The organism is Idiomarina baltica OS145 (assembly GCF_000152885.1).
Taxonomy (GTDB): domain Bacteria; phylum Pseudomonadota; class Gammaproteobacteria; order Enterobacterales; family Alteromonadaceae; genus Idiomarina; species Idiomarina baltica.
This window is the reverse complement of sequence record NZ_CH672403.1, coordinates 15,733-30,788: the sequence shown is the minus strand read 5'-3', so window position 1 is coordinate 30,788 and position 15,056 is coordinate 15,733. Positions and strand designations below refer to the sequence as shown.

The window sequence follows — 15,056 nt, the reverse complement described above, 5'->3', positions numbered from 1 at the left end:
GAGGATCTTGAGAGTCAATAGTCTGAGTAACCGACTTGATCCGTATTGATCCGATGTCGGATCAAAACGACCAAAATAATTAAATTTATTCTCCGTAAACATGTTTACGCACCTCAGGTCGAGTGTTTTTCGCACTTCGTATCTCGCAAATACTGAGCAAATTAGGCAGGTATGCTTTTGAAGTACGAAGCTCTGCACCGTTGATGAGAACGATATTGTTAAACCGACCAAGTTCACTATGCGCGTAATCTATAAACACCACATTGACGATAGTGCGACGGGAAATTCGAATAAAAGAACTGAGATTTGCCTGCTCAACTCCGCTTAATGTCATTCTGCTTAAAAAGCGCTTGCCAGTAACAAGATGAAACTCGACATAGTTACCGCAGGCAGTAATGTGAGTAATATCGCCAAGTCTTAGAAACTTGATTTTTCCAGGTTGTGTTACTGCAATGATCCCGCTCATCGGGCACCTCCCAACTCGTCAAGGAGCTTTGACCAACGCTCTAAGATCTCGAGCTTTTCGTCGCGGTAGTCGTAGCGGTTATAGTGCCGGTTGGATACGTCCGAAAAAGCGTGGTTGTGGAGCCGGTTAAGGTGATTTTCGGTTCCCATTTTGTGGCGTAGCATTAATGTTTTTGCGGTACGCCGAAGATCGCGAGGCTGGAAGTCTGCAATGCCGTAACGCTTCTGAATTTTTTTGTAAGCGTGCGCCAAGCTGCTGGAAGGTGCTGCTTCGGTAAAAATATTTCGTTTCGGCATAACCAAATCACTGATCCCAGCAAAGCTTTTGAGCTGCTCTAAGTAATTTGTTAGTTGCGGAGTAAGTGGAATAATGTGGTCCCTGCCATTTTTCGTAATATCACCATGCATTAACCAATCGCCAGTTTCAAAATCGATGTCACTCCACTTAGAGTTCATAATCTCAAAAGGACGCTGCCCCCCGGAATAAAGGTGAACCTTGATTAGCAGTCTGAAGTCTGCACTGACACCGTTTTTCTGCGAGTCGTTAAGCGCCTCGAAAATTTTTTCGAGCTCACTTTCGGCTAATAGCCTGTCTCTGGGTATTTCCGCATGGCGTTGGGTAGGAATTACTGCCACGGGGTTCTTCTCTAAACGAAATAAAAACGATGAACTCTGATCTGCAGGGTTGTTGTCGTGCTTCAAACCCGCAGAAAATGCGGCATGTAGATAAGCTCTAACTCGGTTGGAGTGAGCGACAGCGCCACGGCGTATCATTACCGCTAATACTCGCTTTATTTGCTCTGACGATACCTGGTTCGCAGGCTGGCCAGCAGGAATAATTGGCAGGGCATTGCGCTCAAGATCCGCTTTTACTTCATCCGCTGTGCGTCGTCCTTTGCGTCGCATGTCGCTTACATAGTATTCAATTAATTCACCAAAACTCCCGGTAGTGACACTTTGCACTTTTGCCGAAATGGCTGTTGGTCCCAAGGTTTTAGGATCAACCCCGTTTGCTACCGACTGAGATAGCAGGTTAGCCTTTTCACGAGCCTTTGTTAGTGAAAGGTCAGGGAATGTACCAAGCGTGATATAGCTGCGCTTGCTATTAACATAGTAGCGAAATACAAACGTTTTGGTTCCGGAGGGGTAGACAACAACCCCCAGTCGCCCGGTGTTACGTTGCGACGATGTTTCCCACTCCTCATACTTCTTTGAGCGAGGCTCCAGTCCTTTGAGGTGCTTAACTGTGAATTGAGCGTACTTCATTTACTCTAACCGCGATAAACCGAACACGGAGCGAGATATATAAAACTTTGCAAGGGGTGGACAAGAACTTCGGATCAAAATGGACCAAGTCGGTGGAAAATTGCCGATTTTTCTTTTTTCAACGGCAGTTGATTAAGGCGTTTTTGTCTTTTCTAGACTCTAGGTATTCAGGGAATGAATTTACTTCTCTAAAGTCATAAAGGGAAAAATTTTTATTCCGCATAGTTGAAACTAGCTAGTAACATAATCAAACTAAAGATATTGTTTTTTATAGAAATTTTAGGTTTTATTAAAGTTGAGTATGCTCGATTCTATTTCTATCGCAAAAGGTTTAGTGCAGCTCGGATTCACATTAGCCAAAGATAATGTTCGAGCTCAAAAATTTACTCGTCATGATCTTACTCACCCGGTCTACGTTAAAACCGCATCACAGCGGGGAAAGCCAATGTATAAGATGCCATTGGTTTTACATCCTGCTCTCCAGGGCAGTGTGCTTCCACTGGTCAGAGATAAAGTGAACTTTAATAGTAATTGGAACAACTCGAATTTAGTGGAGTTTCCCAAAGCAGTTAATAAGAATGGAAAATTTCAGCACTATGGGCTTGCGTTAGATGTAGTGGATCACGAGATGTTACGGTGGATTATATCTTCGCTTCAAGCCAACAGCCTACCAGTTGGAAGTGAAGCAAACGCTTCACACGAGACGGAGATTGAAGCTTTATATCAAGCCAGAAGGGGACAAGGTGTCTTTAGGGAGAAATTACTAAAATACTGGCAACAGACCTGTTCAGTAAGTGATATTTCTTTGACCGGAATATTAAAAGCCTCACATATTAAGCCTTGGAGTGAATCGAATGATACTGAGAGATTAGACCTTTATAATGGCCTACTTTTAAATCCTACTCTTGATGCCCTATTTGACAAGGGATTGATAACTTTTTCTAACGATGGTGGAGTCCTCCACGGAAAAACTGTTGAATCGCAATTAGGGGCCCTTGGCATTAATGAGACTATGCGATTAAAGCGTATAGAAGAAAAGCATTTAAAGTACCTATCGTGGCACAGAGCTAATGTTTTTGTAGGCTAGGGCTCTCACTAAGTCTTGAACTCAAATAGTCCAACTACTAGACAGCACTTCTGCCTGCTTTAAAATCAGCTCCACTGCGGCTGGTGCGCGGTCGGGTGGGTACTTGTATCGGCGCAAGGTTCTGCGTACCAGAATTCGAAGTTTTGCCCGAACACTTTCCCTGACTTGCCAGTCTACAGTGGTGGATTTTCGTAGTTTGTCCGTAATTTCGACGGCAATCTTCTTCAGTGTGTCGTCGCCAAGTTCGCGCACGGCACTTTCGTTTTCGGCGAGGGCGTCGTAGAAGGCAATTTCATCAGGGTTAAGACCCAAGGCTTCATCACGAGCCAGCTCTTCCTGAAATTGCTTGGCCATGGCGATTAGCTCTTCGATGACCTGAGCTGTTTCAATGCCTCGGTTGTTGTACTTTCGCAATGTCTCTTGCAGGCGCTCAGCGTACTTTTTCTCTTGTACCACGTTGTTACGTGTCTTGGCTTTGATGTCGTCTTTCAGCAGCTTTTCTAGTAACTCAACAGCAAAGTTCTTGTAGGGCATCTGGCGCACATCTTCCAGAAACTCGTCAGACAATAGACCGATGTTAGGCTTATCCAGTCCGCACAACGCAAAGACATCAGACACACCTTCCGCGCGAACGGCATTGTCTAAAATTTGTTTCAACGCTGAGTTCTTCTCTTCTTGCGTGAGTTTTTTATCGACACTGGTGAACTTAGTAATGGCGGTTTTTACCGACGTTAAAAACGCCACTTCTTTTTGATATTTCTGCGCTTCGTCCAGTGTGCTACACAATGAAAATGCCTTGTTCATGGCCAGCACCGTGTCCAGAAAGCGTTTTTTGCCATCTTCCAGACTGAGTACATAGTTTGCCGTTGCCAGCAGCAATTGGTTTGGGTCGTCTTCGTAGCTCTTACCGTTATAATTGGTGTAATCAAAACCGTCCGCGTTCGGACCTTTGGCAAACATGCCATGAATGACATCCAGCTTTTCCAGTAGCAGTGCAAAAGCTTCCTCGGCGCTGTGTGTGGGTTGCCCTTTACCTTGCGAATCGGTGTAGGTTTTAAGCGCTTGTTTCAGCTCGTTAGCAATACCGATGTAATCAACAACCAGGCCACCGGGTTTGTTCTTAAACACGCGGTTTACCCGGGCAATGGCCTGCATCAGGTTGTGCCCTTTCATTGGCTTATCGACATACATTGTATGGCAACAAGGCGCATCGAATCCGGTCAGCCACATATCTCGTACAATAACCAGTTTTAGCGGATCGTTGATGTCTTTAAAGCGCTTTTCCAGTCGCTTCTTGGTTTGCTTATTGTAGATGTGTGGCTGCAACAACGGCTTGTCTGACGCAGAGCCGGTCATGACGATTTTAATCGCGCCTTTCTCAGGATCCGGGTCGTGCCAGTCAGGGCGTAATTTCACAATTTCATTGTACAGATGCGCACAAATATCGCGGCTCATCGCCACAATCATGGCTTTACCTTCAATGCTTTTTGCGCGGGTTTCGTAGTGGTTAATCAGGTCTTCTGCGACTTGCGCTAAACGAGGGCCAGAGCCTACCAGTTTTTCAAGACGACTCCATTCGCTTTTGGTTTTCTCTCGAGCGCCAACATCTTCTTCGTCTTCAACCACCTCATCGACCTGATTAGAAAGCTCTTCGATAACATCCTGGTTGATGTCCAACTTGGCAAGGCGTGATTCGTAATAAATGGGGACCGTAGCGCCATCGTCCACCGCGTCCTGAATGTCATAAATAGACACATAGCTACCGAAAACGGCGCGGGTGTCTTTATCTTCACTGGCAATGGGTGTGCCGGTAAAGCCAATGAACGAGGCGTTGGGCAACGCGTCACGCATGTGCTTTGCGTAGCCAAACTTATATTTTCCGTCCTTCTTCAACGTAGCTTTTAAACCGTATTGGCTGCGATGTGCCTCGTCCGAAATCACAACAATGTTGTGGCGGTCATTTAAAATAGGATGGCCGTTTTCATCTTCCAGTAACGCGAACTTTTGTACCGTGGTGAAAATAATCCCACCGGACTCACGCTCGGCTAACAACTGTCGAAGTTTGTCCCGATTATCTGCCTGCACCGGCTCTTGTTTGAGCAAATCTTTAGCGGCGCTGAACGTTGCAAACAACTGACCGTCTAAGTCATTGCGGTCGGTAACGACAATAAGAGTGGGGTTATTCATTTGCGGTTGTTGAAGTAGTTTTCCGGCGTAACAACACATAGAAATGCTTTTGCCTGAGCCTTGTGTGTGCCAGACAACACCGGCTTTTTTACTGCCGGGAACTACTTCATCCGCGTAGGTTGCGCGCTTCTCTGCAACTTCATCCAGATTTTGCTGCTCTGCTGCAACAACGGTGGCACGAACCGCTTCGCGCACAGCATGAAACTGGTGGTAGCCTGCTATTTTCTTAATGAGGTTGTCGGCGTCATTTTCGAAAATAACAAAATAGCGGATGTAATCTAGCAACAGTTCGCGCTTAAAAAAGCCGCGAACCATGGTTTCCATTCGCCATTCCAGCAAAGGTTTGTCGTCTTCGTGGTTGACGGTGCGCCAGGGCATAAAGCGCTCTTGATTAGCGGTTAACGAGCCGACTCTGGCATTGTAGCCATCACTGATAACCAAGGCTTCGTTGTAGGCAAATAAGTCTGGGATCTCGTCTTTATAGGTTTGTATCTGGTTAAAAGCGTCCCAAATACTGACGTTTTCGGCGCTCGGGCTTTTAAGCTCGATAACAGCGACCGGTAAGCCATTAATAAAACAGATAATGTCCGGCCGACGCAGTTGTTTAGAGCCTTCAATAGTAAATTGGTTAATTGCACGAAAGCGGTTGGCGTCGATATCGCCAAAATCCATTAAAAACGCGCGGTCATGAATGACTTTATCCTGCTTCTTGTATTCAACCGGTACGCCGTCAATAAGCAAGCGATGAAACTCACGGTTGTTAACAACACAGTCTAGACTGTCGGGCTTGCGGACAACTGCAACAACTTGCTCGATGGCACTTTCGGGTAGGTGCGGGTTAATGCGGCATAAAGCGGCTTCAAGATCAGCGAACAACAGAATTTGCTTATAATCGACCCGTTCCGGGTAGGGGCCGTCATGGGCAATGTCGGGACCATGGGCAATTTCCCAGCCATCCTCGGCAAACCATTCCAGGCATTGTTGTTCTAACTGGTCTTCGGTCATTCCATTAGTCCTTTAATTGTACTTTGCCTAAATTACCTTAAAGTAATTGACAGGTAAAACATCTTGTTTATACTAACCCGTAATACGCCCGGCGCCTCTTCGCAACTTTGTTGTGTACGCGTCGGCTCTCATTTCAGGCCCCACACTGGCCAAGACTCCCAGTTATCAACCACCCCAAACTCGCTAATTTTTATTGCGTTATTTTCCGGTTCGGGGAAGCTTTCAACAATAGTGTCAAATCGCTTATTCCATGTCGAATTAGGACTTATTACTGCGAGTAATTTTTGCATAAGGCAAAAGTAGAAGAATGGGCGTGAGTTATTTATCTTTTGCCAATGTTCGTAATGAGGAACGGGAGCTCGCTCGAGAACGTTGATGTTCCAAAGCCTACTGTGGTGAGCGCAAACATTACGTATAAAGTTTAAACTTCTTAACCATTTACTAAAATCATGGCCACTGGGAGCACCATACTTCTCAGCTATTTTATCTTGATGCTGTACCTTCATGCCTGAGTAAAGCATCGACATCATGCCGAAGTCCCACACTTCAATAGCAACCCAAATTGGTATTCCTTCATAGTTCTTTTTGTAGTGTTCAATAAATGGCTCTCGTCTAGCTCGCCATATGGCTCTTTCGTACTTTTCTAACCAGACTTGGTGCTCCGTTTTACCTTTTGCAGGCCCTTTCTTTTTAGCCTGTTTACTAAAGCGGCCATGCAAGCATTTTGGGTTCTCATGCGCATAACAGTCTATTTCGCCTAGTAAGTGAGCAATGCCGACTCGTACTGCCATTTCTATTCGTTCTAAGGCATCTAGCGCATGAAGCCGGAGTCGCTTATCGAAAATATATAAATCAACAATATCCCGAAAGTGCGAGCCATTAATAAACTCATCATAACGGATAGGTATATCCAATTCTTGGTTGAAGTGCGTTGATATTTTGCGAAAGGGGTACCAATATCCACTTAGCCGGTAGTAACCCAGCTTTTCCAAGTAACTTCTTGCTATTTCAGGTTCATCAATTGTCATACCACGGTCGGTTAGCAATTCTAACTGCTGACCTAATGATATCCAGGGTTTTTGTTGCCGAGGCATATTAATTATCTCTTGAGTTCATTATATCCAATGACTGCTTCAACGCGCTTTTACTAACCATCCGGAATTTCCGGATGGTTGATTGCGAGTGTGCATAATTACCGAATGTCCTGATTATCTGCGGGGGGACTTAGCCAATCGCTCCAGCAGAGTCAGCATAGCATCTTTTGGCCATAGCACCGTCTTTTGACCTTTTACTGAGCGTGGCGTGTCGGCGAGCCAGGCACCGGCGTTATAGCCGGTCATGTCGGCTATATTCAGTCGGTCGTAATAAAGTTGATGTTCAAACTCGTCTTTCATGCGGTTTAGCGTGCCCTGAACGGATCGGCTACAGTCACTATCGATTTGTAATGGGCGCAGGTATTTATCCGCAGTTTCAAAGTGAACCTCATTAGCGCCGCATTTAAGCAGGGTATTCATAAAGGTATCGACAAAGCGGTCGTTCAGCTCAGCGAAGTCCGGCTTAGTCAGCGCCGGCAACACCAGCGGAAAGCGTGTGCTGTCATGCGCCATTAATACGCAGTTTCTGCGTTGCAGCGTAACCAGGTGACCATGCCATCCGCTCAAAGGATTAATATCAAGAGTGGGCTTTTCATACAGCCACTTGCTCATTGGAGTAACCGGTAGTGTACCCTTGCTGGTAAGCGTTAGTTTGTCGAAAAGTTTGCGGGTGGCGTGGAGTTTTATCATGTAATCAATCTGCTCTTACTAATTAAGGGCGGCGAGCACCTTTATGTTCAAACTTTTCGACGAGTGTCCATTCCGTAAAAGCATGGTCTCGAGGTGTAACTAACCCAAGTCCTTTCAACTGTTTTAAAATGCCGGACAGACTGTCCTCGTCTAAAGGAGGCAAACCTGCATTCAAGATTAATTTTTTTGACTCACATAAAAGTTGAGAAATTTTGCAGGTACGGTTTTCTGGGAAAGAGAGCAAGACTATAGCGGTTCTTTGGTCAAGCTTAATTTTTTCGCCTAAAAACTTATTCAAAACCGTTGTAATGCCAACCATAAGAAAAGGCACTCCGGTAGCGCTATCAACGACCGTGGAAAAGACCCCCTGCAAAATTTTGTTACTACGAAGCTCACTTAAAAATGCTGGCAGCTTAAAGTATTCCGCACCGCCTTGACCTAAATCTCCGGTTATCGTTGTGGAGTAACCAATCATCCCGAGTTTGTGTCGTTGCTTGCGGGATGATTCATGCACTACAAAATGAGACTTTGGTGGGAGTTCGTTCTCTATTTCACTAATCAGTGCATTTAAATCATGCTCATCCTTGTCATTAGGTAATTTTGTATGGACTCGGTCAGTCGAATTGACTTGCAGTTCGCCTGACAGCAACTTGGGGAGTAGGGTGTCACGCACATCGGCTAGATTAAGAGCTTCTCTAATGTTTGATGCTTGAGATTCAAGTTGAGGGGCTATGAGAACTGAATAAATATTTCGTAGTTCTTCACTTGGAAGTAATACTTCCATTTCTGCCACTTGTTTGGGCTGGGCTCTCTGTCTACTGCCCGTCGATCCTGTAACACGCATCATAATTCCATTTTGGAAGCTTTCAGATTTAACAACTCCCGCTACAAATGCCCTTTGATTGGGCTTTATTGGTACAAACTGCATGAACTCTGTTGAGCAAATTGCTGCGTTCGAATCAAAAACATCAGGTAACCAAGTTCGAGGAAAATGGGGGTTTAACTTTGATACTAAAATCGATGCAGGAAAAACTCGATACTTGTTACTTTTAATATCTACACCTAAATCAAATGCAGGGCTCATACCGTCGTCAAATGCGGGAATACTGTAGTGTTCCCAAATTTTTTCCGGCTCTTTTGCTGGCTTGACTGATGTAGTGTCTAATCTTGCGATGTTAGAGAATGGCTCTAAAAACCACCCCTCCGGGATCTCACCGAGTTCGCTGTCTTGCATGGCGGAGGGGAAGAGTTCGGCGGTGGTGCGGAGTTGGTTGTAGTGCTCCGGGCTGTCGGTTTGGAGCTGGGTTAACTGTGCTTTGTCTTTGCCGGATATGGCTTGCATGGCGGCGAGTAGGGCATCTTCTTGGCTGCCGCCGGCTGCTAGTGCGTTTATTTTGGCTTTAACGGGCTCGAAATCGACAAACCAGCTTTTGAAGATGGCTTGGGCAATTTGTTCTAGGGTTTGGTTAACCTGATTGTTAACTTTTATCTTATCTTCTAGAGAGCTTAGTTGTTGCGCTATAGCGGCTTGCTTTTCTAAGTTGGGTTTAATTATTTCCAAATTTTCGATTTGAGATTTCGTGAGTGCATTTCGGGTAGCTCCGGCACTTGCGATAGTTAAAAGTAGTCTCTGTTGCTCTGATGTACTTAAAAAATATCTTACGAAATTAGGGTTAAATTCCGTTGGGTCAACTCTAATGATTGCGACATGTTGATTTACTCTGGCGGGTAGATACTCTCTAGGTGCCATACAAACACGGGCAACGGAATCCCCTGTGATGTTTATTAGGATATCACGTTCTTGTACTTCAACATTTCTTAGTTTGTCGGCTGCACTATTGGTGATATAAACAAGCCCAGATGACGAGAAACCTTCGTTATAAACATTTTGGCTTCTTATTAAGGATATTTCTCCTTCATCTAAATAGACTTTTTTTCCTCCTTTGGGAGTGGCTCCACTGCCGATTTTTATGCAGTAATCGCCAAGTCTAACTTTCGGCCAATTAGAGCTCATACCCAAGCCCCCCAAGGTTACGCTTAATCTCCGCCTCTAATCGCTCGCTTTCAGCAAACTGCTCGCTTAATTGTGCGGTTAGACGTGCCATTTTTTTGTTGAAGGGTTCGCCGTCGTCTTCCTGCTCTTTTGCGCCGACGTAGCGGCCTGGAGTAAGCACAAAGTCATGCTTTTTAATCTCGTCTAAGTTAACGGATTTGCAGAAACCGGCGATGTCTTCGTAGCTTTCACCTTGCTGCCACATGTGAAAAGTGTCGGCAACTTTAGCGATGTCGTCATTGGTAAAGTCGCGTAATACGCGGTCTTTCATGTAGCCGAGTTCGCGTGCGTCAATAAACAAAAATTCGCCGCGGCGGTCGCGCTTTTTCTCGTTGCGAACCATGCCGTTGGCTTTGTCCTTGGTTAAAAACCAGATACACGCCGGTATTTGGGTATTGGTAAATAGTTGGCCGGGCAGGGCAACCATGCATTCCACTAAGTCTTCTTCAATGAGCCGCTTACGAATTTCGCCTTCGTTGTTGGTGTTCGAGCTCATTGAGCCATTGGCCAGCAAAATACCCATGCTGCCGGTTGGTGCCAGGTGATGCAGCATATGTTGTACCCAGGCAAAGTTGGCGTTGCCTTTGGGTGGAGTGCCATATTTCCAGCGCACATCATCGGCCAGCGATTCGTTCCACCAGTCTTTTATATTGAACGGCGGGTTCGCCATGACAAAGTCGGCGCGAAGATCAGCGTGTTGATCATTTAAAAAACTGTCGGCGTTTTTCTTACCAAAGTTAAAGTCGATACCTCGTATGGCCATGTTCATAGCCGCTAAACGCCAAGTGGTCGGGTTAGACTCCTGGCCGTAAACGGAAATATGCTTTCGCTGCTCGGAGGCGTCGTAGTGCTGCTCTTTGGCGTGCTCTTCAATGAACTTATCGCTGGATACAAAAAAACCGCCAGAGCCCATCGCAGGGTCATACACACGACCTGAATAGGGCTGCAGCATTTCTACAATCAGCGTAACGATGCTTTTCGGCGTATAGTACTGACCGCCTTGCTTGCCTTCAGCCAATGCGAATTGGCCCAGGAAATATTCGTAAACATGACCGAGAATATCCTTGCTTTGCAAGTTAAGCCGCTCTCCACCAAGCACAGGCTTTGTGAATGAGGTGTCCGAGAAGGCGTTAATGAGGCCAATGAGCTTTTCGTTTTCTAACTGGTATTGGCTGATGCGGTTAAGAATGCCTTTTAGCTTGCTGTTACTTTTCTCGATTTCTTCTAAGGCATTGTCTATAAGCCAGGACACAGAGCGCAATTTCACGTCGTTACCGGCATCGTCTTTCCATAAAACGCTACCAATGGGCAGTACGGCTTTTTCTTTTAATGTGCTCCAGCGGGCCGCTTTGGGGACCCAAAACACGTTCGCTTCACGGTAATAATCGAGCACTTCCAGCTCTTCGGTTAAGGCTTCCTGGTACTCTTCGTTACTGTCAAAGTCATCGCGCGGCAGGTAGTAAAGGTTGTCTTCGTCGTCGGTTTTGAAAAGCTCGAGTAATTGCTCCTGACGCTCTTCGAAGGCATCCGATACGTACTTTAAGAAAATAAGCCCCAGCACGACGTGTTTATAGTTGGCGGCATCCAAGTTAGCTCGTAATTTATCGGCGGCTTTCCAGAGTTTGTCATCGAGTTGTTTTAAGAATTTTTGCTCGGTGTTGTCCATGTTTTACGGCGTCCTTTTAAATGAATTTTAGCGGGCGGGCGAATTGTTTTCATAGCCCGGCGCTATCGCTAAATTACTGGTGTTCATTAAACTTGTGCGGTTACGCAACCACAATTGATATTCGGGACCATTTAATGTGGCCTCTTCGGTGCAATCGACATTCCAACGGCGCAATAAATAACCGGCCATGGCAGCGCGAACATCAATGGTCAGTAAACCGTTTTTCATGTCGTAGTCCATCTCAATAGCTTTGGGAAATTTAACGTTGTTGGGGTGAGGAACCAATTGTAAAGAAATCATCCGTTGCCATTCGGTATCGGAATTGCTGTCTTCACCAAATTCGTAATTACCAATGAGCTTTACATTACTGATTCGGGTTAACACGAAATCGCGAAAACTTTCGGTTTTTCGATCAAACGCGCGAACATGCCAGCGCATGCCGTTATCAACAATTGAGTGCGGTACTATTTCTCGTTTGCCGGAGCCACTGCTAAGCGATGTGTAATTAATTTCGAGTGCGCGTTCATTAAGTATGGCTTGCACTGTTTTAGCAACAACGGAAATGTCCGGAACGTTCAAACTAGAAGGTGCTTCAACGGGGAAATGTAAATCGCCAATGGCGTCAAAACCATCGGAAATATCATTCGCTAATTTAATTAAACTGCGTTTGGCGTCATGGTCGAAAAGCGGTTTGAATTCACTGGTCTGGAAATAACGTTTTTGCTTAACGTCGTATTCAAGATTTTGCGGTGCTAATTCTTTGTAGAGATTAAAGTCACGGGAGCCCGCCGATAACCCAACTTCGAATCGTTTAATTAAGTCCTGGCGGTAAATCGAGCCTTTAAAAAGCAAACAAAAATCAATGTACGCTAAGCGCTGTTTTTGCGAGAAGGCGAGTTTTTCCAGCATCATCCATGGCCACTTTTTATCGTTATTTTCGGCTTAGTGTGGTTCATTTTGGTGTGCATGTAAAGTGGTTGGCGGTAGAGTCTAAAAATGTATCAGTGCAGGGATTTGTACAACAGAGTGGTGACAGAAGCTGGATTTCGAACACCTCCTCTGGCATCAACGTGTCCAAAAACAGGAACAGTCACCACTTTGTTGTACAGATGGTTGCATTGGCAAATTACGGTAACCAGGTTTTTTGCCACCACATACTAGGTTCCGTACAACAGATAGTATTTATTACTAAACATAGTCATTGATACCGACTTGCAATGACAGGCTCGTGCCGCTTTGGGAGTCGCAAACACGCAAACAACCGAGAACAAGTGCAGTACTAATAGTCTGGTGTACGCCAAGTTGCGCTGGCCATATAAGTCGGAGGTGTTTTGCGAACCATCACAATGTGCCGTACACCAGATGGTATTTAGTACAGAATACCGTTAACGTGAGCATTGCTTTGCCGCGCTTAGGCAAGGGTGATTGTGACGAAGGAGGGTTGAAATGGATATTAACTCAGTTGCCAATAGAGGTGTCTTACTGGCGGGTATGGCAGGTGAACTTCTGTTTGAATCAGGTTGGTTTGAAAGTTTCAGCGATTTGGTGATGCAGTTTCTGCGAACGCAAAACGAAAGTAATGCTGCGGCAATTACTTCTGATCTGCAATTATTTAAATTGCTTAGCTCGAATCGAGAATCGGTAACGCCTGAAAAATTTAAAACGTTGAGTTTGAAGTATGCGCCGGAACTTGAAAGTACGTGGATTGATTCTGAAACGCCTGATAAAAAGGAAACTTCAGGTGCCTGGTGGCTTTTAGAAATTGTTCTGAATATATTTTTATCGAAACAGCCAGCGCTGCAATTTGAGAAACTTAATGACTTTTTAGCCGATGAGAAAAAGGCGGTTGCGGTTTATCTGCAACAAAAAGATTCGAGTAGCGTTTTGCCTCATATCGAAAAATGGATTGGTGGCGATTGGGGAAGCAGTGCTGAATTCGAAACCAGAAAAATACTTTTGTGGCTCGCCTTTTTTGAAAAGTTTCTTCGTGTGACCACGGAGGGTTTTGATAAACGCTTTCCAGAGCCAGCCATGATGAAAATGTTTTTGCCTGTTGCCGAAAACAATAAATTGATATTGAGTAATGAGCGATATGTAGCAGCGATAAAACAAAAATGCGTTGGCACTAAAGGCAGTTGGGGTTCGTTTTATGAAAAAATAACGGAAGCGAAATGCACTTTTTATTCGAAAGAAGGTGATGACCCGAAAGCTGCTGTCGAAAAATCAGTAAAAAGAATTCGCGCTGGTAAGACTCGGTTAAACAGAAAAAACTATGCGAATAATTTCCGCGTCCTGGATACCGAATTAAGACAAGCCCCCATGCAGCCGGTTGAGTTGGTTGCTATATTCTGTGAAGTGATGACGAAAAAGCAAGTGGCGATGCTCAATGACAATGGCACGCCCACGGATATTGAAAAAGTGTTTGCCGTTTACCCCAGAATTTATGAGCAATTCACTGACTGATTCAGCGAAATTTTAAAATTCCATTCAGATGTCCTCCTCATCGACGAGTTGCCATGAAAACATCCTCTTTGCTGTTTCAGCAAATTAACTAACTTAAGACTTAGAGGACAAAAAAATGGCCAGAACATCAAATGATGACCGTTCAGATTCAATGAACCCAAACAATGACGCCTACTGGGATAGTTTGGACAACCATGCTAACCAGTTGAACCCAAATCACGACGAGTACGGTGGAGGCTGGGAAGCCGAGGAAGAGGAATAGTCAGTCTTAATTGTTCCGCTTAAACATTATTGCGGGCTGGCATGATGTTAGTCCGCAACCTTAACGCTTGTCGCTAGTTGAAAACGCCGCGCTCCAGGCGATAAATTAGGTCGAGTACCTGCTGAAGCTCTATGAATGAGTTCAGGTTCTCTATAGGTGCGCGCCTACTGAGACCACCACAAGGCTTTTTGAGCCAATTAATAGCGGCGCATGTCTCGCCCTCAAAAAGTGCCTCAGAGGCCTCTATGGCTTCAACTAACGCATAAACACGATTGCTTTCTACCCTGGTAAAGCGTCTGTGCTTTCGTCTCTGTACTTTATTCCGGTCAGGAAGGTTAAGCGTATTCAATATCTCAGGTTCTGACAGCTCCGTTTCGTGCGCAAGAGAAGCGACGACGTCAAACTTGAAACCTTGTTCTATGGCATCGCCCATCGCAGGGTAGTCTTCAGGCAACCCAAGCCTTTCCTTTAACGTTAGTTTTAAAGGCTGTTGTGCAGGTTTTGGGATGTAGTATTCGTGGTGCATCTGAGTACCTAAGAGCGAAAGCTCAGTCAGTGCCTTTTTTCTTGCTTTGAACAAACGTGATAAGCAAGTGAACACCCAGCATAACGACCGGCATCACCGCCACCCAAATTAATAATGACTCGTAGCCCATCAAATACTCCAACCAGGTTACCAAGTACTTAGAATAGCATTTTCTGTTGGATTTACAGCGACTATGCGGCAGAAATAGGGTCTTACTTATAAGACAAAGTTCCGTACATATGGTCTGGTGTGCGCCATCTGTTTGTGCTTGTTTGTTTTTTCTCTTAAAGTG

12 protein-coding genes are annotated in these 15,056 nt (G+C 45.1%); 3 read left to right on the top strand and 9 right to left on the bottom strand.

Translation table 11 applies throughout. From position 1 onward, the window contains the following. Nucleotides 1-85: 85 nt before the first annotated feature. Nucleotides 86-466: a LytR/AlgR family response regulator transcription factor gene (locus OS145_RS12940; RefSeq protein ID WP_006954230.1), complete on the bottom strand. Its 381-nt coding sequence runs from the start codon at nucleotides 464-466 to the stop codon at nucleotides 86-88. Continuing rightward, entirely contained in the window at nucleotides 463-1,731 is a 1,269-nt protein-coding gene (locus tag OS145_RS01570; RefSeq protein ID WP_006954229.1) for a tyrosine-type recombinase/integrase, read from the bottom strand. Before OS145_RS01570 ends, OS145_RS12940 begins: the two co-directional genes overlap by 4 nt. 301 nt (nucleotides 1,732-2,032) lie before the next feature. Here OS145_RS01570 and OS145_RS12935 point away from each other — a divergent pair, with 301 nt between their 5' ends. Continuing rightward, entirely contained in the window at nucleotides 2,033-2,818 is a 786-nt protein-coding gene (locus OS145_RS12935) for an HNH endonuclease (RefSeq protein WP_006954228.1), read from the top strand. A 21-nt stretch (nucleotides 2,819-2,839) separates the two neighbouring features. Here the strand turns inward: OS145_RS12935 and OS145_RS01560 are convergent, their stop codons facing one another. From OS145_RS01560 to OS145_RS01535, 6 genes are all read right to left on the bottom strand, one after another. Then, nucleotides 2,840-6,010: a type I restriction endonuclease subunit R gene (locus tag OS145_RS01560; RefSeq protein WP_006954227.1), complete on the bottom strand. Its 3,171-nt coding sequence runs from the start codon at nucleotides 6,008-6,010 to the stop codon at nucleotides 2,840-2,842. Nucleotides 6,011-6,138: 128 nt separating this feature from the next. Then, nucleotides 6,139-7,038 (bottom strand): Abi family protein, encoded by a 900-nt coding sequence (locus tag OS145_RS01555; protein WP_207328195.1) that lies wholly within the window; start codon nucleotides 7,036-7,038, stop codon nucleotides 6,139-6,141. A gap of 180 nt (nucleotides 7,039-7,218) precedes the next feature. Then, entirely contained in the window at nucleotides 7,219-7,794 is a 576-nt protein-coding gene (locus OS145_RS01550) for a DUF6933 domain-containing protein (protein ID WP_006954225.1), read from the bottom strand. A 22-nt stretch (nucleotides 7,795-7,816) separates the two neighbouring features. Continuing rightward, nucleotides 7,817-9,808, bottom strand: a complete 1,992-nt coding sequence (locus tag OS145_RS12930; RefSeq protein ID WP_006954224.1) for a restriction endonuclease subunit S — start codon at nucleotides 9,806-9,808, stop codon at nucleotides 7,817-7,819. Then, nucleotides 9,798-11,513 carry a class I SAM-dependent DNA methyltransferase gene (locus tag OS145_RS01540; protein ID WP_006954223.1) on the bottom strand — a complete coding sequence of 572 codons (1,716 nt, stop codon included), beginning with the start codon at nucleotides 11,511-11,513 and terminating at the stop codon, nucleotides 9,798-9,800. The genes OS145_RS12930 and OS145_RS01540 overlap by 11 nt, the downstream gene beginning before the upstream one ends. A gap of 27 nt (nucleotides 11,514-11,540) precedes the next feature. Then, nucleotides 11,541-12,422 (bottom strand): BrxR family transcriptional regulator, encoded by an 882-nt coding sequence (locus tag OS145_RS01535; RefSeq protein WP_040487627.1) that lies wholly within the window; start codon nucleotides 12,420-12,422, stop codon nucleotides 11,541-11,543. Nucleotides 12,423-12,959: 537 nt separating this feature from the next. Here OS145_RS01535 and OS145_RS01530 point away from each other — a divergent pair. Next, on the top strand, nucleotides 12,960-13,976 hold the full coding sequence (locus OS145_RS01530) for a hypothetical protein (protein WP_006954221.1): 1,017 nt from the start codon (nucleotides 12,960-12,962) through the stop codon (nucleotides 13,974-13,976). Between the two features lie 115 nt (nucleotides 13,977-14,091). Next, complete coding sequence (locus OS145_RS13370) at nucleotides 14,092-14,238, top strand: hypothetical protein (protein ID WP_006954220.1); 147 nt, start codon at nucleotides 14,092-14,094, stop codon at nucleotides 14,236-14,238. A gap of 73 nt (nucleotides 14,239-14,311) precedes the next feature. Here the strand turns inward: OS145_RS13370 and OS145_RS12925 are convergent, their stop codons facing one another. After that, on the bottom strand, nucleotides 14,312-14,764 hold the full coding sequence (locus OS145_RS12925; RefSeq protein WP_006954219.1) for an antitoxin Xre/MbcA/ParS toxin-binding domain-containing protein: 453 nt from the start codon (nucleotides 14,762-14,764) through the stop codon (nucleotides 14,312-14,314). Nucleotides 14,765-15,056 lie beyond the last annotated feature (292 nt).

Bases quoted from the DNA above. Each gene is read 5' to 3' on its own strand.
- OS145_RS12940 (WP_006954230.1), bottom strand. From the start codon at position 466: ATGAGCGGGATCATTGCAGTAACACAACCTGGAAAAATCAAGTTTCTA.
- OS145_RS01570 (WP_006954229.1), bottom strand. From the start codon at position 1,731: ATGAAGTACGCTCAATTCACAGTTAAGCACCTCAAAGGACTGGAGCCT.
- OS145_RS12935 (WP_006954228.1), top strand. From the start codon at position 2,033: ATGCTCGATTCTATTTCTATCGCAAAAGGTTTAGTGCAGCTCGGATTC.
- OS145_RS01560 (WP_006954227.1), bottom strand. From the start codon at position 6,010: ATGACCGAAGACCAGTTAGAACAACAATGCCTGGAATGGTTTGCCGAG.
- OS145_RS01555 (WP_207328195.1), bottom strand. From the start codon at position 7,038: ATGACAATTGATGAACCTGAAATAGCAAGAAGTTACTTGGAAAAGCTG.
- OS145_RS01550 (WP_006954225.1), bottom strand. From the start codon at position 7,794: ATGATAAAACTCCACGCCACCCGCAAACTTTTCGACAAACTAACGCTT.
- OS145_RS12930 (WP_006954224.1), bottom strand. From the start codon at position 9,808: ATGAGCTCTAATTGGCCGAAAGTTAGACTTGGCGATTACTGCATAAAA.
- OS145_RS01540 (WP_006954223.1), bottom strand. From the start codon at position 11,513: ATGGACAACACCGAGCAAAAATTCTTAAAACAACTCGATGACAAACTC.
- OS145_RS01535 (WP_040487627.1), bottom strand. From the start codon at position 12,422: ATGCTGGAAAAACTCGCCTTCTCGCAAAAACAGCGCTTAGCGTACATT.
- OS145_RS01530 (WP_006954221.1), top strand. From the start codon at position 12,960: ATGGATATTAACTCAGTTGCCAATAGAGGTGTCTTACTGGCGGGTATG.
- OS145_RS13370 (WP_006954220.1), top strand. From the start codon at position 14,092: ATGGCCAGAACATCAAATGATGACCGTTCAGATTCAATGAACCCAAAC.
- OS145_RS12925 (WP_006954219.1), bottom strand. From the start codon at position 14,764: ATGCACCACGAATACTACATCCCAAAACCTGCACAACAGCCTTTAAAA.